This window comes from Myxococcales bacterium, assembly GCA_012517325.1.
Classification (GTDB): Bacteria; Lernaellota; Lernaellaia; order Lernaellales; family Lernaellaceae; genus JAAYVF01.
Genome location: JAAYVF010000073.1, coordinates 62457 through 84889 on the forward strand (window position 1 = coordinate 62457; position 22433 = coordinate 84889).

General features: G+C 60.1%; 15 protein-coding genes and 1 tRNA gene. 10 read left to right on the forward strand and 6 right to left on the reverse strand.

The window, feature by feature from the left end:
* Positions 1-71 precede the first annotated feature (71 nt).
* Complete coding sequence (locus GX444_12730; GenBank protein NLH49447.1) at positions 72-1235, reverse strand: SpoIIE family protein phosphatase; 1164 nt, start codon at positions 1233-1235, stop codon at positions 72-74.
* Positions 1236-1467: 232 nt separating this feature from the next.
* Here GX444_12730 and GX444_12735 point away from each other — a divergent pair.
* The 5 genes from GX444_12735 to GX444_12755 all read left to right on the forward strand — a co-directional run bounded on the left by GX444_12735 (position 1468) and on the right by GX444_12755 (position 10512).
* Positions 1468-1540: transfer RNA gene (locus GX444_12735), tRNA-Gly, on the forward strand.
* Positions 1541-1611: 71 nt separating this feature from the next.
* Positions 1612-1806 carry a DNA gyrase inhibitor YacG gene (locus GX444_12740; GenBank protein NLH49448.1) on the forward strand — a complete coding sequence of 65 codons (195 nt, stop codon included), beginning with the start codon at positions 1612-1614 and terminating at the stop codon, positions 1804-1806.
* A 5-nt stretch (positions 1807-1811) separates the two neighbouring features.
* On the forward strand, positions 1812-6317 hold the full coding sequence (locus GX444_12745) for a hypothetical protein (GenBank protein NLH49449.1): 4506 nt from the start codon (positions 1812-1814) through the stop codon (positions 6315-6317).
* Between the two features lie 9 nt (positions 6318-6326).
* A complete protein-coding gene (gene bamA, locus GX444_12750) occupies positions 6327-9260 on the forward strand; it encodes an outer membrane protein assembly factor BamA (protein ID NLH49450.1) in 2934 nt (977 codons plus the stop codon).
* A gap of 160 nt (positions 9261-9420) precedes the next feature.
* Positions 9421-10512: a hypothetical protein gene (locus tag GX444_12755; GenBank protein NLH49451.1), complete on the forward strand. Its 1092-nt coding sequence runs from the start codon at positions 9421-9423 to the stop codon at positions 10510-10512.
* A gap of 58 nt (positions 10513-10570) precedes the next feature.
* Here the strand turns inward: GX444_12755 and GX444_12760 are convergent, their stop codons facing one another.
* The 3 genes from GX444_12760 to GX444_12770 all read right to left on the reverse strand — a co-directional run bounded on the left by GX444_12760 (position 10571) and on the right by GX444_12770 (position 12260).
* Positions 10571-11359: an NYN domain-containing protein gene (locus GX444_12760; protein NLH49452.1), complete on the reverse strand. Its 789-nt coding sequence runs from the start codon at positions 11357-11359 to the stop codon at positions 10571-10573.
* A 143-nt stretch (positions 11360-11502) separates the two neighbouring features.
* A complete protein-coding gene (locus tag GX444_12765; GenBank protein ID NLH49453.1) occupies positions 11503-11871 on the reverse strand; it encodes a type II toxin-antitoxin system HicA family toxin in 369 nt (122 codons plus the stop codon).
* On the reverse strand, positions 11868-12260 hold the full coding sequence (locus GX444_12770) for a type II toxin-antitoxin system HicB family antitoxin (protein ID NLH49454.1): 393 nt from the start codon (positions 12258-12260) through the stop codon (positions 11868-11870). The genes GX444_12765 and GX444_12770 overlap by 4 nt, the downstream gene beginning before the upstream one ends.
* A 239-nt stretch (positions 12261-12499) precedes the next feature.
* Between GX444_12770 and GX444_12775 the strand changes: the two genes are divergently transcribed.
* A complete protein-coding gene (locus GX444_12775; GenBank protein NLH49455.1) occupies positions 12500-14449 on the forward strand; it encodes a polysaccharide biosynthesis protein in 1950 nt (649 codons plus the stop codon).
* Positions 14450-14481: 32 nt separating this feature from the next.
* Entirely contained in the window at positions 14482-15429 is a 948-nt protein-coding gene (locus GX444_12780; protein ID NLH49456.1) for a hypothetical protein, read from the forward strand.
* A 297-nt stretch (positions 15430-15726) separates the two neighbouring features.
* Here GX444_12780 and GX444_12785 read toward each other — a convergent pair whose 3' ends face one another.
* Together GX444_12785 and GX444_12790 are read right to left on the reverse strand one after the other, a co-directional pair.
* The gene (locus GX444_12785) at positions 15727-16524 is read right to left on the reverse strand and encodes a hypothetical protein (protein NLH49457.1); all 798 of its coding nucleotides are present in this window, start codon (positions 16522-16524) and stop codon (positions 15727-15729) included.
* Positions 16525-16702: 178 nt separating this feature from the next.
* A complete protein-coding gene (locus GX444_12790; GenBank protein NLH49458.1) occupies positions 16703-17674 on the reverse strand; it encodes a class II fructose-1,6-bisphosphate aldolase in 972 nt (323 codons plus the stop codon).
* Positions 17675-17820: 146 nt separating this feature from the next.
* Here GX444_12790 and GX444_12795 point away from each other — a divergent pair, with 146 nt between their 5' ends.
* From GX444_12795 to GX444_12805, 3 genes are all read left to right on the forward strand, one after another.
* Complete coding sequence (locus tag GX444_12795) at positions 17821-18576, forward strand: glycosyltransferase (protein NLH49459.1); 756 nt, start codon at positions 17821-17823, stop codon at positions 18574-18576.
* 13 nt (positions 18577-18589) lie between these two features.
* On the forward strand, positions 18590-20581 hold the full coding sequence (locus GX444_12800) for an FAD-dependent oxidoreductase (GenBank protein ID NLH49460.1): 1992 nt from the start codon (positions 18590-18592) through the stop codon (positions 20579-20581).
* 117 nt (positions 20582-20698) lie between these two features.
* Complete coding sequence (locus GX444_12805) at positions 20699-22270, forward strand: hypothetical protein (protein NLH49461.1); 1572 nt, start codon at positions 20699-20701, stop codon at positions 22268-22270.
* Positions 22271-22433 lie beyond the last annotated feature (163 nt).

Here is a 22433-nt window from a genome sequence, read left to right on the forward strand (position 1 = left end):
ATTGCGGTTCGCAAAGCGGGGTGATTCTACTGAGCCGGCGCGCGAAAGAAAAGCAGGCCGGCACGGACCGGTCAGGGGGCCGGAGTGGACGGATTTTCAGCGGGCGGCAACCCTTCCGGCGACGGTGTCGGCATGAGCGGCGCGGCTTCGCCGGTGGGCGGGGCCTGTTCCGTGTCGATTTCCACCTCGATCGCCGGCAGATCCGGGTTCGCCGGCGTCACGACCGGCGGCGGGGTCGAGGCCGGCGGCGCGAATGAAGCGCGATTCGTGAAGCGGTGAATCAGCAATACCGCGGCGATCGCGGCAAGCAGCAGGATGAGCAGCATCGTGCCGAGTTGCCGATTGGGCTGGGGAGCGATCGAGGAGCGGACCTCCGGCAGGGTCGGCGGGACGGCGGCCGGCGCGGGCCGCGGCTGGTCCGGTTCGATCGGCGGCGGCAGCGGTTGCTTGCCGGGGCCGTGATAATCTTCGTCGGCGAGGATGATGAGGCTGATGTTGTCGGTGCTGCCGCCGTGGTAGGCGGCCCGCAACAAAAACTGGCCGAGGGTCGCGCTGTCCGGGCAATCGGCGACGATTTCGGCGAGGGGTCCGTCGGCCAGGCCGCCGGTCAAGCCGTCGCTGCAAAGCAGCAACGCGCCGCCGGGCGGCAATTGATGCCAGCCGGACGGCTCGGGGAACACGTCCGCTTCCAACTCGGCCCCGGAACCGACCGCCCGGGTCAGGGCGTGGGCGAAGGGGCTGCGGCTGGCTTCCTCGTCGGTCAGTTTGCCCAAGCGGACGGCTTCCTCGCGGAGGGAATGATCGCGGGTCAGGCGGCTCAATCGGCCGGGTTCCGGATCCCACAGATAGGCGCGGCTGTCGCCGACGTTGACGACCAAGAATTGACCGTCCTTTGCCAGCGCTGCCACCAGCGTGGTGCCCATGCCGCGCTTTTCCGGCTCGTCGAGGCCTTCCTGATACACGGCGCGATGCGCCTTTTCCACCGCGGACGCCAGGAGCTTGCGCAGGAATGTTTCGTCGGGCGCCCCCGTGGCCAGCCCGCTTTTCATCGTGGCCAGAAAAATTTGCGAAGCCAGTTGGCTGGCCCGATCGCCGGCGCGCATGCCGCCCATGCCGTCCAATACCGCCACCAGGTGCAACGGCCCGATTCCGGAATCGATCAAGCTGTTGATGACGGTGTCCTGATTGACCCGCCGCCGTCCTTGGTGGGTGACGCTGACGACTTTTGGATGCATCGGCCCTTCCGACAGGTGTATTTCGGTACCTTATGGGGTCCGGCTGTTCATTGCAAGTGGAAGCCGCGAGAAAATCGAATCGATGGCGGGGAAGAGGCGCGAAGGGCTTGACATTCTAAGGCTTTCACGGCTAAGGATAGAATGTCTTGCGAAGGATCCTTGGCGTAGCGATTCCCCCCCGTTGGCGTGGGGTTTGGGACGAGTGAACGTATCGTCGTTTTTTCATTTGTCTGCGGGCATAACTCAGTCGGTAGAGTGCGAGCTTCCCAAGCTCGGAGTCGCGGGTTCGAACCCCGTTGCCCGCTTTGGCAGGGATTTCCTGGGGGGCCTCGATCCGCGTGACGGATCGAGGCCTTCCGTGTAAATTGGAGCCGGATTGAGTGACCGTTTGATCCATTGCCCGATTTGCGGCCGGCTGTCGCGCTGGGAGGACGAGCCGCGAGGCCCGTTCTGTTCGGAGCGCTGCCGCTTGATTGATTTGGGCAACTGGGCAGGTGAAAATTATCGTTTGTCGGCGGATGACGGGGAGGATTCCACCGCGGTGAGCGCCGACCGGAAACAGGAAGATTGAACTCGATGGCCAAGACCGGAAAGATCCTGAAGCTGCTCTTCAAGATCCTCGGCTATACCCTCGGCGGTATCGTCGGTCTGGTCGTGCTGGTCCTGGTGGCGATCAACTTTTTGCTCGACACCGGGTTCTTTTCCCGCTTTGTTCTCGACCAGGCGCTGCCGCCCGTCGAAAAAGCGATTTGCGCCAACATCGAGGTCGATTCGCTTCGCCTGCGGCTGCTGCCGTTCCGCCTGGAGATCAAAGGCGCCCGCTACACCGATCCGGAGAACAAATATCCCTATCCGTTCGCCACGCTCGACCGTTTGTACGTCAAGGTCAAAACCTTGCCGCTGCTGGCGGGCCGCGTCGAAGTCAGCGATCTCAGCCTGGAAGGCGTCACCAATTACCTGCTGCTCGACAAAGGGCTGGCCAACCTGCCGCTTTGCCCCTCGGAACCCGAGCCCGAGGAACCGGAAAAAGAGAGCGAGGAGCCGTTCAAACTCGACCTGCCGATCAAGGTCGACCAATTGCACCTCGACGCGAAATTCCGGATGGACATCGCCTCCGAAACGCCCGAACCGACCGAGGAAAATCCCGAGCCGACGCCCTCCACGCCGCTGAACGCGACGGTCGGCGCGATCAATCTCGACGGCCGGGCCGATCTGCACACCGGCGACGTGCATGCCGAACTCCGGATGGCCGACGGCAGCTTCCTGTTCGGCGAGCTTTACGACAAGCTCGACAAACTGGCGATCGACGCCGACGCCAACCTGCAAAGCTGGACCGCCAACGTCACGAAACTCGAAGTGAACCTGCCCGATGTCGCGCTTAAGGCCACCGCCGAGGCCAAGGATCTGCTCGGCGAAATGGAACTGGCGGCCAAGCTGGGCGTCGATGTCGATCTGCGCAAGGTCAATCAGCTCTTCCTTAAAGAGCCCCAGGACATGCAACTGCGCGGCGCTTTGAACCTCGAAACCACCGCCGGATTGAAGCTCGGCAAGGAAAAGATGACCTATTCCGCCGCCGGCGCCATTCGCCTGCCGGAAGCGGCGGTCAACGAACTGGCCCTGCGGAATTTCACCGCCGAGTTCACCGCCGACCAAGACCAGGCGGCGCTGAAATCGTTCCACGTCGAAACCGCCGATGGCGCGGTGGACCTGAACGCCCTGGTCGGCCTGGGCGAGGCGCTGCCGCTGTCGGCGCAGGTGGCGATCACCAGCCTCGACGTGGGTCAGGCGCTGCGCGAATTCGGGATGAAGGATCTGCCGGTCGCGGCGCTGGTGGACGCGGAGCTTTCCGCGCGAGGCGATCTGTCGCCGTTGAAACTCGATGCCCAGGGGTTGATCGATCTCGCCGACGTGGGCTACGGCGGCACGGTGAAGGTCAAGCGGGTCAACATCAATCTCGACGCCACTACCCGGGGCGCGGAAAACCAGGTCCGCGAGTTGAAGGTCATCGCGCACGACATCGCCGCCGGCGGCTCGACGATTCCGCAGGCCACGGTGCTTTTGCAGGGCGATGTCGGTCCGACGCTGAATAAAATCAAAACCCTGCAGGTCAACACGCCTCACACGAAGGTGCTGGTCGCGGGCGTGGCGAATCTGCAGGGCGGCCTGGACCTGACGGCGGCGGTGGACCTGGGCGACTTGTCGGAATTCCAGGGCTTCGTCGGCGACAAGGAATTGACCGGGCGCGGCGGGTTGTCCGCCAAGGTCGGCGGAACGGTGAAGAATCCCGACGTGCAAGGCAAATTGGGCTTCCACGACATCCGCTTCGACAAGATCAGGGTCGATTCGCTGCTCGCCGATCTCGGCTTCGCCGATCAAAAGGCCGAGATCAAAAACCTGAAGGTCGAATCGGGCGCGGCGGCTATCGCGCTGGACGCCTCGTACGACATGAAACCCGAGGAACCGGCGCTGACGGCCAAGGTTTCGCTGCCCGAGACGCAGATCGCCGATCTGCTCGCTTTGGCCGGCATGCAGGACAAGCTGGAAATCGACGGCGCCACCTCGCTGACGGTGGACGTGCGCGGTCCGCTGAAGCACCTGAACGGCGAGGTGTCGTTGGCCGGCGACAAGCTGGAAGCCTTCGGCGAAAAGGTGGAGCGGATCAACCTGGCGACGCGGTTGGACGGCGGGGAAGTGATCATCGACGACTTGTCCATCGTCAAGAATCGCGGCATCCGCCCGGTCTTTTCGCGCGGCCTCTGGAAGGCCAAGCCCGACGAGGACATCACCGACGCCGAGAAGGAACCGGCCAAGATCACCCTGACCGGCCGCGTCAACCCGTTCGAAAAAACCTTCGACGTCAAATTGCGGACGACGAACCTCAACGAAATGGCCAGCGACACCGTGGTGAAGGAAAAAATTCACGCCATGGCCGACGTCGATCTCAACGCCGACTTGTCCGGCTCGTTCGACAACATCAACGGCGGTATCCGGTTGGCGATTCTCAAGGGACGCTACGAACACCTCGACCTGGGCGATTCGTCCATCGACGTGACGATCCGCGATCAGCGGGTCGTAGTGACCGGCGAACTGCTGGCCGACCGCAACCCGGTCATCCAGGAGGAAGCGAAGACGGCGCTGCTCGCCGAACCGTCCGGCGGCGAAACCGACGACGACGGCGGCGATCCGGATTTTGAAACGCCCCCCGGGCCGGAAAAGCCGGCCGTCAACCTGGGTTCGATCCGCATCAACGCGACACTGGGACTGGACGGCGAGATGCCGCTGGACGCCAAGGTCGTCTTCGACAAATTCGACTACTCGACCTTCCTCAAATCGCGCGACGAGGTGAAAAAGCAGATCAAGGGTAAGAAGGGGAAGCCCGATCGGCTCGACGACAAGGAAGAGGAAAAAATCTTCGCCGGCCTGCTCGACGGCGCGATCACGATCACGGGCAACCTGTCCAAGCCCGAGGCCGAAGCGACGCCGGGCGCCGAACCCGCGGCGGCGCCGCTCGCGGTGATCGTGCGGTTCGATGAGCTGCTCTTTCAACAAAACGAATTCATCGTCCGCAATCAGGACGAGAGGGGCCAGACCGTTCCGTTGGAAATTCACTACGCCAACGGCGAACTGGCCGTGCCTTCCTTCTCGCTGGGCGGGCCCGGACTCCGGCTGCGCCTGACCAAGGATGAGTTGCGCGGCGAAAGCTATTTCGTGCTGGACGGCGACGTCGAACTGAACGTGGCTTCGGCCTTCACCGAAGCGTTGGCCGAGGCGACCGGCAAACTGGTGCTCCACGCCGAAATTCCGGTGGCCTTCGACCTGGACAAGGTGACCGCCACCGCCGTCATCCGGCAGGCCAATTTCGTCGTGCAGAACGTGCCCTCCGCCATCGAGAACTTCAATTTCGAGTTGGATTTCGCCAACCGCGTCGCCACGATCAAAGCCCTCGAGGCGGATATCGGCGGCGGCCGCCTGCACGGCGGCGGCACCTACAAGCTGCCGCCGAAGGAAGCGCCGGCGGCGGAAACGACGACGCCGGAAGGCGAGGCGGCGGCGCTGACCAAAGAGGAAAAGAAAGCGCGCGCGGCGAAGGCGGAGGCCGCCAAACCCAAGGCGCAGATGGATATCTTTATCAAGCTCAGCGACATCAAGACGGCCTACGATCCCTACCTGGAGCTGGCGCTGAAGAAGGTCGATCTCATCCTCTCGACCCGGCCGGACGGCAAGCTGGATATCTCGGGCGACGTGGAAATCGCCAAGGCCGCGGTCACCTACGACGTCGACCTGCCGACGATCCTCAAAGCCTTCCAGAAGCCCAAGGGCGGCGCCTCCGGGTCCGAGGTCTACGAAAAGAAGGAAGAGTCGGTCTTCCTCAACATCGGCATCCGCGCCGACCGCAACCTGTTGTTCGAAAACAACCTGGCCCAGATCGAACTCAAGGCCGATCTGCTGCTCACCGGCTCCAACGTCGACCTGGGCATGATCGGCACGGTCTACGTGATCAAGGGCCACGCCCAGGTCTGGAACAACGACTACAAGCTGACCTCGGCGGTCATTCAGTTCGTCGACGAAACCCGCATCTTCCCAGCGTTCGACATCAACGCCCGGACCGAGGTGCGGGACAACCAGATCTTCGTCAACGTTTCCGGTACGCCCGAGCGCTACCAGGTTTCGCTGATGAGCGATCCGCCGATGACCGAGCGCGATATCGTGGCGCTGCTGTCGGTCGGCGTGTCGTACGAGGAATTCCAGACCAGCGGCTCGGGCATCAGCGGCGACCAGGCGATGGCCATCGCCGCCCAGCAGTTGCTCGGCAGCCAACTGACGACCTATACGGGGCTCGAGTTTGGCGTCGACAACTCCCGCGGCCAGCCGCTCTTCGCGGCCTCGACCTCGCTGGAAAAAGACCTGAAGGCGACGCTCTTCCGCGCCATTTCCGACCCGACCCTGGCGGCGGAACTCGAGTACAGTTTCGTGCGGTACATGGCGGTCTATACCGAATGGAGCAATTTCGCGGCCCAGGAGAATCCGCCGTCGAGCGGCGGCTTCGGAGCGGGCTTGCGGCTGAAACTGGAATTCAGGTAGGAGCACCGGTTGAAACGGATCGCGGCCACGGTTTTGCTGGCGCTGTTCGCCGTCCTGGCGGGGTCGCTCGCGGCTCGCGCGCAAGAGAGCAATCAGGCGGCGGATCCTCCGGACGTTTCGCAGTATTACGACCGGGTGGTCGAAAAACTGGTTTACGACATTCCTTTCTACCTGGATGCGGATACGATCAAAAAAGTGTCGAAAATCAAGGCCGGCCGGAAATTCTCGCGGTGGCGGTTGCGGCAGACCCTGCGCAATTTCCACCTGCTCGGCGAAGTAGACAACACCACCTTTTTGGCCGAACCGGAAGGCAGCGAGAAGGTCAACGTCACGGTCAAGATTTATCCGCGCTACATCCTGCGCGACATCCGCGTCGTCAACAACTATTCGTACAACGTCTCGGAAATCCTGAACGACATCCTGCGCATCGAGCCGGGCGACGACTTCCGCGACGAGGACATCGACGTCTATCGCCAGAAATTGAAGGATGCGCTGGCGCGCAAGGGCCACCTGAAGGCCGAGATCAAGTTCGACGTAGTCAAGACCAAGCGCGAGGAAGACAACAAGGTCGACCTGCGCATCAAATTCAACGAACGGCCGACCTTCAAGATCGTGCGCTTCGATTTCAGCGAGGCCGAGCTGGGCCTCCATTCGCGGTCGGAAATCCTCAAGATCGCCAAGTGGAAGGACGGCATGGATTACCGCGAGGATAAAATCCTCGACGGCCTGGCCCGGCTGCGCAAGTGGCTGCGCGCCAACGGCTACCTGGAAGCTCGGGTGCCGGACCTGGATTTGAACGACCCGACGGCGTTCCACATCGAGGAGGAGAAATCCGATATCATCGCGATGTTCCCGCTCAAGGTCGGTCCGCGCGTTGATATCTTCTACGACAACGAGTGCTTCACCTGCGCCGAGATGAAGTGGAAATTCACCGATGTACTCGGCTTGGACAACCAGCGGCGCTTCAACAAGTGGATCGCCAAGGATTTCGCCAAGCGCATCCGCCTATACTTCCAGCGCCAGGGTTACTACCTCGCCGACGTGAAGTACGAATACCGCGAGTACACCGAGCCCGGCGGCCAGCCGGTCAAGGCGATCAACCTGACCGCCGAGAAGGGGCCGAGCGTTTCGATCCGGTCGATCGACTTCAAGGAAAACCGCAAATTCGAGGATAAAAAGCTCCTCGAACTATTGAAAAACAAATCCACCTACGTCGAGGAGGATTTCGACAAGGACCTGGAAAACGTCCTGAATTTCTACAATTCGAACGGCTTCCTGAAAGCCAAGATCGCGCAGAAGGAAGTGACCTACGACGAGCGCAAGGAAAAGATCGACATCGTCGTGGTGATCGAGGAAGGCCCGCGGACGATCCTGCGCGAGTTGAACCTCGAGGGCGCCAAGGCCATCGCGCCGCATAAGCTGAAAAAGCTCATCGCGCAGTTGCCGGAAACCTTGAAGGTGGACGAGCCGTTCAATCCCTTCCTCGTTCAGCAGATCAAGACGCAAATGCTCGCCGAATATTTCCGGCAGGGCTACGCCAAGGCGCGGGTCAAGGAAAACGTCGAGATCAGCGAGGACAATACCGGCGCCGTGCTGACCTTCACCTTCACCGAGGGCATCCGGTATCACTTCGGCAACCTCTACTTGCGCGGCAACAAGCTCACCAAGAAGCACATCGTCATGCGGGAAATCGTGGTGCGCGAGGGCGACAAGTACAACTTCGAAAAAATCTTCCGGTCCGAGCAGGCCCTGGTGCAACTCGGCTTCTTCAACAGCGTCGACATCAGCCCGGTCAACCCCGACCTCGACGAATCCATCGTCGACATGGTCATCACTGTCGACGAGCGCAAAAGCGGCTACATCACCGGCGGCCTCGGTTACAACACCTTCACCGGTTACAACACCGCGATCGAAATCGGGCACCGCAACCTGGCCGGTTACGGCCGCCGCATTTCGTACCGCTTCGAGGCCAACGTCAAGGATCCGAGCTTCCAGTTCGATCAGCGCAAGAACATCGTCACCTTCACCTGGCCGTGGATCGCCCGCGTGCCGCTCGACGGCACGCTGACGGTCACCGATATGGACGCGGCGCAGATCGCCTACGATGTGCGCAGCTTCTCGGTCCGCATCGGCACCACGCTGGTGTGGAAGAAAATGCTCAACTTCCTCGAAGCCACGCATCCCGACGAAAAGGTCCGCGACCTGGCCGCCAACAACCACGGTTTCGCCGACCCGTTCACCATGCGGTTCGACTGGGAACTGGCCAAGGACTTCATCTATAATGTCGATCCGGCCGTGCCCGACCAGGAGCAGGGCGAGGTGCAGCTTTCGACCCTCAGCCCGATGCTGATCCACGACCTGCGCGACAATGTGTTCAACCCGACGCGCTGGACGTACAACACCATCCGGTTCGATTACGGCCCGCCCTGGTTCCTGAGCCAGGTCGATTACCTGAAGGTCACCGGCACGACTTCCTGGTACTTGCCGATCTTCGCGGTCATGCCCTTCCTGCCCGGCTGGGTCTTCGCCGAAAACGTGGTGGTGGGGCACCTGCAGACATTGCGGCCGACCGACACCGTGCCGATCAGCCGCCGCTTTTTCCTGGGCGGCTCGACGACCTTGCGCGGCTTCGGCCAGAACCAGATCAGCCCCGTCGGCGACGACGGCAAGACGCCGGTCGGCGGCTATTTCATGGCCTATCAGAACACCGAACTGCGCATTCCGCTGCCTTACAGCCTGGGAATTCTGGCGTTCTTCGACGCCGGCGACGTCACCGGCGGCACCAACAACTACGACCTCATGAAGGTCCGCACCACCAGCGGCCTCGGTTTCGAATACCTCACGCCCATCGGCCCGATCAGCGCCATCTATGGCGTCAAACTCAATCGCCAGACCGACGAATCCATGGGCGAGTTCTACATCTCCATCGGCAACGCGTTCTGACCTTTGCCGGCCGTTTCGCCGCCCGTCGAAATCCGCCGCGCGATGGCGTGAACCCCCGGTTCTTCTTGACGCTGCTCTTGCGACACCTTATCTTTTTGCCTATGCGTTCCAGATCGGGCGCGGGAAAAGCAGGATCTCGCTTATTGGGCAGGAGAAAAGTATGACGCGGAAAATATTACTCTCGGTCTGTTTCCTTTTCGTTTTTTCTTTCTGGCTCGGTTGCTCGGACGACGACGATGATTCCTCCGCCGACGATTCCGGCGACGACGCGGCGGACGACGACTCCGTTCAGCCCGACGATGATAATGACTCCGGCGACGACGACAACGACGGGGCCGACGACGACGATGATACGACGCCCGACGGGCCGCCGGCCGATCCGCTGCTGCCCGGTCCCGACAGTTACGGCGAGGCGGCGCTGACCTTTTTCGACCCGAGTTCGAACCAGGATCAACCGCTGCACGTGTTTTATCCGACCGCCGACGACGGCGCGACGATCGACGCCGGTGACGGCCCGCGCCCGGTGATCGTCTTCGGGCCGGGGTTCAGCGCGCCGATGACGCCTTATTTCACCTACGGCAGCCATCTGGCCACTTACGGCTACGTCGTGGTGTTCCGCAACAATTACGTGGTTTCGCACGTCGATCTGGCGGCGACGACCTCGGCGATCATCGACTGGCTGGAAGATCAGGAAGCCCTGCCGAATTCGCTGTTCCACGGCAAGATCGACCTGGAGAAGATCGGCACCACGGGCCATTCGATGGGCGGCAAGATTTCGCTGCTGACGGCCTACAACGACGATCGCGTCAAGGCCTCGGCGACCATCGATCCGGTCGATATGAGCCCGTTGCCGACGCCGGCCTACCCGTCGGTCACCCCGGAATTGATGCCGGACATCCACATCCCGACGCTGTTCGTCGGCGGTTCGAACGGCGGTTTGTGCGCCCCGGTCGCCGAAAATTATCACCAGTATTTTCTCTACGCGAATCCGCCGTCGATTGAAATCATGATCAACCACAGCGGCCACGTCACGTTTCTGGATCTGCCCGACGCGGTGATCTCCGGCGCCGCGCTGATCTGCCCGACCGGCGACGGCGATTACGAGCAGATTCGCGCTTTGACCAAGCGGTACGTGACGGCGTTCTACCAGATCGTTTTTGCCGGCGAGGAAGGGTACCGCTATTACCTGACCGGCGACGGCATCGCCCAGGATGTCGCGGACGGGCTGGTGGTCACCGATTCCAAACCGTAGTCGCGAGTGGGATTGAACGGCCGGGTCGGGTCGGCCCGGTGGGCTCGCTCGCAGTAACTTATTCCTTGATCGTCTTGGTTGTCGCCGCGGCGATGGGCCCGAAACCGGTGATGACGTAGGTGCCGCTGCGCGGGTCGGTTTTCAGGCGGATGATGCCGTTCTTCTCCGCGTCTTCCAGCAATTCCGAAAACGTCCGGTAGCCGTGATACGACTCGTTGAAGATCGGCTTTTTGCGCTTCATGGTGTCCTTCACCATGCTGCTCCAGAGGATTTCCTTGTTTTCGCGGACCAGCGCGGTGATCGACTCGAGCAGCAGTTCGAAGGCCTCGCGCTTCTTTTTCGGCAAGTGCTTGTCGACCTCGCTGGGTTTGGCTTCCAGCGTGAACAAGTCTTCGTAGTAGATGAATTCGTCGCAGTTGTCGGCCAGCAGCGCCGAGGTGGAATCCTTCATGCCGATGCCGATGACCCGCTTGCCGTTTTCCTTCAATTTGCTGACGAGCGGCGAAAAATCGCTGTCGCCGGAAACGATGACGAAGGTGTCGATGTGGTGCTTGGAGTAGCACAGGTCCATGGCGTCGACGACGAGGCGGATGTCGGCGCTGTTTTTGCCGGACACCGAGCGTTTGGGGATTTCGGTCAGGGCGATGGCGCATTCGTGCAGTTGTTGTTTGAACTCCGCGTACCGGTGCCAGTCGGCATAGGCCGTCTTGGCGACGATCTTGCCTTTTTCGACCAGGCGGGCGAGGACTTTTTGAATGTCGAACTTGCTTTTCTTGCCCTCGAAACCCAGCGCCAGGTTTTCAAAATCGATGAATACGGCCAGATTGCTTTCCGCCCCTTCGGTCATCCGTTTCTCCTCCGCGGTTAGGCGTGGCCATTATACACGTTGTCATGGTGATTGCCAGAGAAAGAGGCAATGAAGAACCGAAATGGTATTTCAAAGTCGATCGATGAATCCAGGTTGTTTTTAGTGTGGAAATAAACGATTCATCAATGTCGATTCTTTTTCCGCGATCTAGCCGCCAGTTTTCGTTTCCTTTTTCCTGTAACCTGGTTTTTGCCGGTAAATGGGGCTTTCAAGTTCCGAGACCCAATTCCCTTGTCATTCGGCTGCGTTTCTTTTTTCTTCTCTTTGAGTTGGGAGGCATATTGGTTTTTACTGATTCCCAGGGTCCGTAATATACTTTCAAAAGTTCCCCAGGGGATTTCAGCACGATCCGGAACGATAATCGGTCGGGAGCATCCTTCCTTTTCAAAAACGCGATGGCTTCCCTTGCCACGATCCGGTAATTCCTGCCAACCAAGTTTTTCCAATACATGAATAAGGTTCTTTATTTTTTGCGGACCGAGGCGGCTCATGCAGCATCTTTAAACTCAACCCGTCCCTGCCATTTGTTTTCTTTTTCGCTTTTTTCCAGGGTGACGTGAGGAGTCGGAATCCGATGATGACCGGCATTTAATATAGTTGGAGATAAATTCTGAATATCTTCCTTGATCCAATGCAATTCTTGTAATGCTTTTTCCAGCGTACCGCGACGAAGGCAGGATTGGAACCAGAGGGTTATTGCTTCGCTGGTGTTGCGCAATGCTTCCTCAAAGCTGTCGCCGCAAGTTGAGAGATCCAATGGCGGACAAATGCTGACCCAGCTATTGCCTTCACGGTAGACTTCACCAGTCAGATTGGCAACGACAACCTGGCATCCATTAACATCCTTGGTGATCTGCACCCGTCCGCGATGAATGGTCATGGGCTGCTTTCCGTTATTCTTTCAATCTCCGATTGACAGACATCCACCATTTTACGTTTCCGGTTCGAATTATAAATCGGACAAGGTGTTTGTCAAATTGAGTGAAAAAGCGCTTGCCGTGAAACAAAGGGAATTTTACTAAGTCTCCATCAATGTAACTTGTCGTTCATTCGCCGTGCGGATGGTTTTATCCGGCCGTTTTGCTTATGATGGGGCGGAATCACCGGAGGCCGGACGACTTGGCGGATTTGGATTTTCGGGACGAACAACATTTCCTCGATACGCCGCTTGGCGGGTGGCTGCTGCGCCATCGCCGGTCGATGATCGTCGGCAGCCAGCTTTCCCTGGTGGTGTTCTCTTACATTTTCTCGTTCCTGCTGCGGTTCGATTTTGATTTGATGAGCAACAACCAGTGGCCGTTGTACACGATGCTCAAGACCCTGCCGCTGATCCTGATCCTGCGGGCGGTCGCCTTCTACATCTGGGATCTGTACCGCGGCTGGTGGCGCTACGTCGGCATGGAAGACCTGCTGGACATCATCAAGGCGGTGGGCATCAGTTCGCTGGCCTTCACCGCGATCGTGATGTTCGTTTTCCACGCCAGTTATCCGCGATCGGTTTTTCTGATCGACACGTTCATCTGCATCTCGTTCATTGGCGGCATCCGCTTCCTGTTGCGGGCGGTGCGCGAATACACCAAGCTGCCGCCGCGGGCGCTGAGCAAAAACGTTTTGATTTACGGCGCGCGCGAGATCGGCATCGAGATCCTCAAGGAAATCCGCGCCAATCCGCACCTGCACCTGCACGTGATCGGTTTCATCGACGATTTCGAGGCGAAAAAAGGCTTTAAGATTCACGGCGTGCCGGTGTTGGGCGGTCGCGAGGAACTGTCGCAGATCCTGACCCGCTACGGCATCGACGAGATCATCATCGCCTCGCGCACGATCAAGGCGCGCGAATTGCGCGGCTTCGTCGAGCGCTTTCAGGACAGCGGCTTGCGCTTCCGGATCATCCCCGCCGTGCGGGATATCCTGGGCGGCGAGGTCTCGATCAAGAACCTGCGCGACGTCGACGTCGAGGATCTGCTCGGCCGCGAAGCCGTCCAGCTCGACACCGAATTGATCCGCCAGACGTTCTCCGGCAAACGCGTGCTGATCACCGGCGCCGGCGGCAGCATCGGCAGCGAAATTGCCCGCCAGGTGGCGGCGCTGTTCCCGGCGCGGTTGCTGCTGTTGGAACGCAACGAAAACAACCTGTTTTACATCCACTGGGAACTGGCGCGCCGCTGGCACACCGTGCCGATTCTGCCGGTGGTGGGCGACGCCGGCGACGCTCAGCTCGTGCAGTCGCTGATGGCCGACGAAAAGCCCGACATCATTCTGCACGCCGCGGCCTACAAACACGTACCGCTGATGGAGACCAACGCCGTCGCCGCCACGCTCAACAATATCCGCGCCACGCGCACCCTGGCGGAAATGGCGGCGCGGCAGGGCGTCGAGCGGTTCGTGCTCATTTCGACCGACAAGGCGGTTCGCCCGCAAAATGTCATGGGCCGCACGAAACGGCTGGCCGAGGGGATCACCCAGGGGTTGGCGCGGCGCGGCGGCAAAACCCGCTTTTTGGCGGTGCGCTTCGGGAACGTTCTGGCCAGCGAGGGCAGCGTCATTCCGCTCTTCCGCCGGCAAATCGCCGAAGGCGGGCCGGTCACGGTGACGCATCCGGAGATGACACGCTATTTCATGACGATCCCCGAGGCGGTGCAGTTGGTGATGCAGGCGGCCGCGATGGGCGAGGGCGGCGAAATCTTCGTGCTGGAAATGGGCGAGCCGGTGCGGATTCTCGACCTGGCGCGCAACCTGATCAAACTCTCGGGTTTCGAGCCGGATCGGGACATCGAAATCGAGTTCGTCGGTTTGCGTCCGGGCGAAAAATTGAAGGAACAATTGTGGGACGACGCGGAAGGCATCGGACCCACGTCGCACGATAAAATCCGCATGGTTCGCCGGACGCAGCCGTTCGCCGCGGATTTCGACCAGCGACTGGTGGAATTGATCGCCCTGGCCGAGCAAGGCGCGGAAGCCGAGGTGCGGCGAAAACTGCGTGATTTGGCGGGTCCGCCGGCCGAAACTGCGAGAAAGATCAAGCCTCACGAGACTGTTGACGAATCGCCCCCGGACATGACAGGATAAAACACCATCGCAGGCCGAGAAACGGAGCTTGAATGAAAGCCAGGTACTCGGGTGTATTTCTTTTGCTGCTTTGCTGCTGGTTTGGGTCGACCAGCGCGTGGGCGCAAGAGTTTGAATCGGTTCCCGACGACGTGATGCAGGGAGACATCGCGGCGCCGAAACCGAAGATCAATAATCTGCCGTTCAACATCTACGGCCTTTCGGGGCTGCTGGTGACGACAGGTACGCGCACGGTCCGGCCGGGATCGTTCGAGGTCGGTCTGGCCGGCGATTGGCTGGAAAGTTCCACCCCTTCCTACTACCGGCGGGAAGCCGCGTTCCTGGGCGCCGTCGGCATACCCGGCGGGCTGGAATTCGGCCTGCGCGTGCCCTACGTCATGTCCGATCTGAAAATCACCAGCCGCTTCAACAATCTGGGCGTGAAGGTGAACCACTACAGCAACGAAGCGAACGCCGGCCTCGGTTCGATCGAAGGCATGTTCAAATGGGGCTTCGTCCAGCAGAAAAACTTTCTGCCTGCGTTCGCGCTGGGCATCGGCGGCGTTGCGCCGGACGGCAATTACCTCCGCGGCGTCAGCGAAGTGAAGTATTACGGCGCCAAGGTGCTGCTTTCGATGGGCCTTGAGCTCAACGATCTGGCGTTCACCGATTACGCGTTCGCCATCCTGGCCGACGGCGTTTTCTACTTCCGCGACGCCGGGATCGACAATCGCGATTACGAGGAAAAAAGCGGCATCGTGCACGCCGGGATGATTTTCCCGCTGCATCCGCGCAATTTCCTGGAATTGATTCTCGAATACGAAGGCGAATTGATGCGCGGCACCACGAACGAACAGGACACCAACGCGCCGCTGCTCAGCCTGCGTTTCGTGACGCATCACTTCAACGTCACCCTCGGCGCCAAATACACCTTCTACGAGGATCCCGACTACGACGACACCCTGAGCTACCTGGGGACGTTCTCGTACACCTATTTTTAATTCGCGACGATTTCGTTAATAAGCCGTCGTGCCCTTGGCTGGCGGCTTTTTCATTTCAGCCCGAAGAGGCGCTTGCCGCGATCACGGCGCAATGAAGAGGATCGTCGGCGAACTCCGCCATGCCAATCAAACCGGGTGACGAATTTTGTCGATCGGTTCGATGTACTTCTGGCTTGCGTTGTCGATGCTGTGCTGCACAATCGGGCGGCAGTTGAAATCCTGACGGAGAAGCAGCGTCGCTACGGAATTCCGCTAAGCGCGCCCCGACTCGCATTCAGCCGCGATAAAGTGAATTTTTCAATTCGAGTACGAGTTTTTTCCGACGGGTGTGTTGTTGCCGTTGACCTGTTCCCCGGTGCAATTGTCCTTGCTGGAGTGATTCATCTCCAAATTTGGGATGACGATCGGCTTGATCTCATTCAGCTTGATTAGGTCGAGTTGGTAATTGGGGTGATCCCGATCCCAAAATCTTCTTGGATTGGTAATTAAATAATACCAATGGTTTTTCTTTTTCGGAATTGACGGGAGCGGAAGATTAAATTCGGGTTTTTCAAGAGTTCTTGGTTCAATCGATGGCTCGGTTTTTTCGATGGCCGGAAAGGCGGGTTTGTTTTTTGGATTATTAAAATAGTATGCCCATTCTTTTTGTAATTTGATGACTTTGTCCGACAAACCGGCAATTTGACCATTGATGTTACTGATTTCGCGATCCAATTCGAAAAAGAATTGATCATCCCGTTCGCGAATTTCGCCTGCTTGATTAAGGATTTCCTTTATTTTAAATATGGTCTGTTGTTGCTCCTCGAGTTGATTGCCGGCCAGGAGAGTATCGATTACTAATTTCAAATAGTCGGCATTGGTTCGGAATCCGGGGAAATTGCGATTGAAGTCATTCAAATTGATCGTGATGAAATTATAATTATTGATCGTAATTTTGTGTTCGTTTTCGTTAATTTTATTCATCATGTTTTGGATCAGTGCAGAATTTTCATTCGCTGATTTATTCCCTCCAATTTGGATGACAATCTGCGTGACTCCGATTATTGCCGCGATAGCAACGCCGATGATGGTTATTATCAAAGCTATTCTTGCCATAAAGGACTCCCCCAATAAATATTTGATAAGCGAGGAAATTAATGGACAATTAATCCGGCAAATTGTTACGGAAGATACAAAAGTTGTCAATGTTGGAATAATGTAAAAAGATTCATACGAAAAAATTGCCGGACCCCGCGGGGCCCGGCGATTTTCTTTTCGAACCTGATGAAAGTTCTTACGCGCGGCCGGCGCTGCCGAGCACGGCCTCGTTCTTGTGTTTGATCAGCTTGACCAGTTCCGCGCGGGCGGGGCCCAGGTATTTGCGCGGATCGAATTCCTTCGGCTTGGTGCCGAAGACTTCGCGGATTTTCGCGGTCATCGCCAGACGGCCGTCGGAATCGATGTTGATCTTGCAGACGGCCGAGGCCGCGGCGCGGCGGAGTTGTTCCTCGGGGACGCCCAGGGCGCCGTCGAGCTGGCCGCCGTACTGGTTGATCAAGGCGACATATTCCTGCACCACGCTGCTGGCGCCGTGCAACACGATCGGGAAGCCGGGAATGCGGCGCTCGACCTCTTCGAGGATGTCGAAACGCAACGGCGGCACCGATTCGCCCGGCTTCACCTTGAATTTGAAGGCGCCGTGGCTGGTGCCGATGGAAATGGCCAGCGAATCGACGCCGGTCCGCTTGACGAAATCCTCGACCTGATCGGGATCGGTGTAGTGCGATTTGGCGTGCGAGACTTCGTCCTCGATGCCGGCCAAGACGCCCAGCTCGCCCTCGACGGTCACATCATATTGGTGGGCGTATTCGACGACTTTTTTCGTCAGCGCGATGTTGTCCTCGTAGGAATGGGCGGACCCGTCGATCATCACCGAGGAAAACCCGGTTTCGATGCAGTTGACGCACAGTTCGAAGGTGTCGCCGTGATCGAGGTGCAGCACGATGGGGATGTTGCTGCCCATTTCCCGGGCGATTTGCACCGCGCCCTGCGCCATGTAACGCAGCAGCGTCTGGTTGGCGTAATCCCGCGCGCCTTTGCTGACTTGCAGAATGACGGGGGAGGACGTTTCGGCGCAACCGATGATGATCGCCTGCAGTTGTTCCATGTTGTTGAAGTTGTAAGCGGGGATCGCGTACTTGCCCTGCATGGCCTTGGCGAACAATTCCCGCGTGTTCACCAGGCCCAGTTCCTTGTAACTGACCATCTTTCAACTCCCGTGGTGCGATGGGTTCAATCTGACGTTTGTATATTGGTCACTCGGGAGGGGTTTGTCAAAGCAACGGGCGACAATTTGCTTTTCCGGGCGGCCCCTGCAATACTGCGAAAAACCGATGGGAATTGCCTGCAGTCATGAGCGAAGCGACCGCGTACCGGCTGGTGATCGGCCTGCCCGCATACAACGAAGAGCGCAATCTGCCGGACCTGTTGCGCGATATTCGGGCTTGCGCCTTGCCCGCCGGCGTCGTTTTGGTCGTGGATGACGGCAGCACCGATCGGACGGCGGCGATCGCCGGCGAGTGGGGCGAGCGGCTGCCGGTCGTCTTGCACCGCCACCGAGCGAACCAAGGGCTCGGCGCGGCGATCCGCAGCATTCTCCGCGAGGCCGATCCGTTGCTGACCACGGACGGCGTTCTGGTGATCATGGACGCCGACGGCTCGCACCGCCCGGAACAGATCCCCGCCATGCTGGCCAAATTGACGGAGGGATTCGACATCGTCATTGCCTCGCGCTACACGGCGGGCAGCCGGGTGCGCGGGGTGCCCTGGCATCGCCGGCTGCTCAGCGGCGGAGTACGGGTGCTGGCGCGGCTGCTGCTGGGTGTCAAGGAAGTGCGCGATTTCAGCTCCGGCTACCGGGCGATCCGCGCCTCGTTCCTGCGTGAGGCCCAGCGGCGGTACGGCGGCGAATTGGCCACCGAGCCGGGCTTTGCGGTCACGCTCGAGGTGTTGATCAAAGGGTTGCGGTGCGGCGCGCGCGTCGCGGAAATCGGTTTGGATTTACGCTACGACCTCAAGCAGGGCGCCAGCAAAATCCGCCTGGCGCGGACGGTTGCCGCCTATTTTCGCTTGTTGGGCCGCTTGCGGCGCCTTAAACCGGCGCCTTGAAACGAGGGGTGTCATGACGAAAAACGGCTGGTTGACGATCCTCTGGTTGCTTTGCCTGACCCTGGCCGCCGGCTGCGGCGGCGATGACGACGATGATTCCGCGGGCGACGACAGCGTCGATGACGACGCCACGCCCGGCGACGACGATTCCTCGGGCGACGACGAGGCGGACGCGGTATCCTCCGCCAGCCCGGAAAACGATTCGCAGGTGTTGACGCCGGCGCACGACGGCTGGGGATCGGCCGCCTGCCTGACCTGTCATGCCGATCCGCACCGCGGCGGCTTCATCGAGGGCGAATGCGTCACCTGTCACGGCCGCAACGGCGCGCCGGACCGCCCGACGGGCCATGCGATCGCCGATTGCGCGTCGTGCCACGCGGATTCCCATCAGGAAATGAACTTCGCGGAGCGGCATTGCACGGCCTGCCACAAATTCGCGGCCGGCGACGCTTGTCCGGCGACCGCGGACTACGACGTGGTGGTGATCGGGGCCGGCGGCGGGGGGCTCGCGGCGGCGAATATGCTGGCGCAAGCCGGCCTGAAGACCGCGCTGGTCGAAAAACAATACAAGGTCGGCGGCTACATGGCGAACTTCCGCCGGGGCGATTACCGCTTCGAGGCTTCGCTGCACGCCATCGGCGGGTTGAGCGGCGGCGAAAGCAAGGACGCCTTCGAGGACTTCCATCAACTCGGCATTTTCGACCGGCTCGAGTTGCACCGCAGCGACCCGATGTACCGGTCGGTTTTCCCCGGCCTGACCGTGGATGTGCCGGCCGACCTGGCGGCCTACCAGGCGCGTTTGACCGAACTGTTTCCGGCCGAAGCCGCGGGCATCGCGGCGCTGTTCGCGGAATTGCAGGCGATCGACCTGGTGCTCAACGCGGTCACGCGCCTGGAGGAGAACTTCAACCTGGACGATCTGCAAATCCTGCTGGCCAATCCCGGCCCGACCTTGCGGCTGCTGCTTTACATGAAGCTGTCGCTGAAGGAAATGGCGGCGCGGTATATCAGCGATCCGCAATTGACCGGCCTGTGGGAGCAGTTGGTGACGTTTCTCGGCGGCGGCCCGGCCGATCTGCAGGCGCTGTATTTCCTGACGATGTGGTTCAGCTACCACGGCGGCGGCTATTACTATCCGCTCGGCGGTTCCGAGGCGATCGCGGAAGCGATGGCCGACGTCTTCCTGGAAAGCGGCGGCACGCTGCTGCTCAACACCCGCGCGACGAAAATCGTCATCGCCGACGGCCGCGCCACGCAGGTGCGGACCGAGAACGACGTCTGCCTCAACGCGCGCTACGTGGTTTCCAACGCCAACGCTCCGGACACGCTGCTCAACCTGGTGGGCGAGCAGTATCTGCCCGCCGATTACACCGCAAAGCTCAAGCAGATGACGATCGGCGCGGCCACGCTGCAGATCTTCCTCGGCGTCGACCGCGACTACGCCGAGTATTTCCCCGGCACCCACGAAATCATGATCAACGAAACCTTCGACCAGGACGAAAGCTACCGCTTCGTCGCCGACGGCGATCCGGAAAAAGTGCCGATCATCATCGCCGACTACTCGGTGGTCGATCCGACCGCGGCGCCCGCCGGCAAAAACGTCATCGCCATGGCGACCTACCTGCCCTACGACTGGCAGGAAACCTGGCAATACGCCAAGGGTTACGAGCGGTACGACGAATTCAAGGAAGAGACCGCCGCGATTTTCATCGACCGCGCGGAAAAATTCCTGCCCGACCTGAGCCAGCATGTCGAAGTGCTCGAAGTGGGAACGCCGGTGACGAATTCCCTCTTTTCCCTGAATCCGCTGGGCACGATCTACGGCTGGGCCAATACGCCCGAACAGGGCACGTTGCGCCGGCTGTCGCAACAGACACCGATCGACAACCTGTTGCTGGCCGGAGCCTGGACCTTCCCCGGCGGCGGCCAGGCGGCGGTGATCAGTTCGGGAATGTCGGCGGCCGGAATGGTGCTCGACAAGGAAGCGGCGGGCGGTTCGCGTTAACGGCCGTTCGCCCGGCCTTTTGTTGACATTTTCCTCGCCGGAAGCGCATGCTGACCAACAGGCGGCATGACGGGTGGCGTGCCGCATCACGGGAAACCCAAGCAACCAGAAGCATTCATGAACCGTGCGGTCACCGGCCGACTGATTTTTTTAGTCGCGCTTCTGGCGGCGTCGGCGGTCTCCTGTACCTTTGCCGACGATCAGGAAATAAACCCCGCCGAGCTTTTCAATTCATTCGACTCGCTCGATCCGTCCGCCGGCCGGGGCGACGACACCGCCGCTGACGACGACGGTTCCGGAGGCGAAATCGCCGACGTGATCGTCCTGCCGCCGCCGAAAGAAAATCCGCTCTCGCGCGTGGTGGTCATCAGCACGGCGGAAGCTTGTTCGTTATCCGGCGAGGTGACGGCCGACGGCGAATCCGGCCGCCTGCCTTCGCAACCCCGCAATACTCCGATCGGGCGTTATCACGTGCTGCGTTTCGTCGGCCTGTGGCCGGAAGGGGTCTTTCATTACGCCCTTCACCTGGCCGGCGAGAAGGAACGGCTGGTCGCCACGGGAAGCTTCACGACCCCGTCGCTGCCGTCCTGGGCACCCGTGCTCACCGTCCTGATCGACGAAAGCGACCACGACATCTGGCTGGCCGGGGCGTTCAACACGCCCGGGGATAACGGCGGCTATTTCGGCTTGAAGCGGGCCATCGTCGTGTTCGACCAGCAGGGCCGCCCCCGCTTTTTCCACGAAACGCCGCCGGAATCGGGCGAACCGACGCCGCCGAATCAGGGCTTGCGGGTGCTGCCCAGCGGTGAAATGGCCTGGTCGGATACGCGGGCGATCACGGCGGTCAACCTCGCCGGCCGCGAGCGGCGGCTGTTCGATCTGGATCTGGCGATGCCGCTGCTCCAGGCGGGACATCACGAATTCATTCTGAACGAAACGGCCGACGAAGCTTTGATTCTGACCAACCGTCTCGGCTCCGGCGTGAAATGCGACCTGCGCACCCCGACCGATCGAGCGGTCGGCGACGGGTGGGCGATCATCGCGCCCGACGGCGAAATCCGCCACTCCTGGAGCGTTTTCGATCACCAGGACCTGATTCCGCCCGACCGGATGAACCAGGTGATCTGTCACCTGCACTTTTTCGGCGCCGGCACCTACGACTTCACGCACGCCAATTCGATCGTCCCGCTGCCGGACGGGCGATCGGTGCTGCTGTCGCTGCGCAACACGATGGAGATCGTCAAGATCGATCTCGAGACCGGCGAAATTGTCTGGCGGATGGGCCCGGGCCTCGATTTCGCCTGGGAAGGGGCGGAATCGCTCGACGATCCCTGGTTTCACATGCAGCACGACGTCAAATGGCTGCCCGGTAACTTTTTGTTGATGTTCGACAACGCCAATTGCCATTACGACGGCAATTGTTTTCACGGCAATTGGTCGCGGGCCCTGCTGGTGGCGGTGGACGAGGAGCGGCGCGTCGTGCGGCCGGTTTGGGAACACCGCGTGCCGTTCTCGCAGGCGATGGGCAACGTCGAACCGCTGCCGAACGGCAGCGTGCTGATTTTCACCGGCTGGCAAGGTTATCTGTACGAGGTTACGCCCGATCACCGGGTGGTTTTCAGTTGCCGGTGGCCGTTTTTCAACAAGAGCCTCAACATCCGGTATTTCCCGGCGCTCTGGGAGAAATGAAAAAACCGGCAACCATTGACTCGAAGAAGGAACCGCCCATGGTTCCGCGAAAATACGGCGAGTGCCGCCGGCGCCGAGAGGTGATTATTTATTCTCGCAATCTCGTCTGACGGTGGTTCTTTTTTTTAGTGCCGGTCAATAAAAAGTATGGTATAGCGGTTTG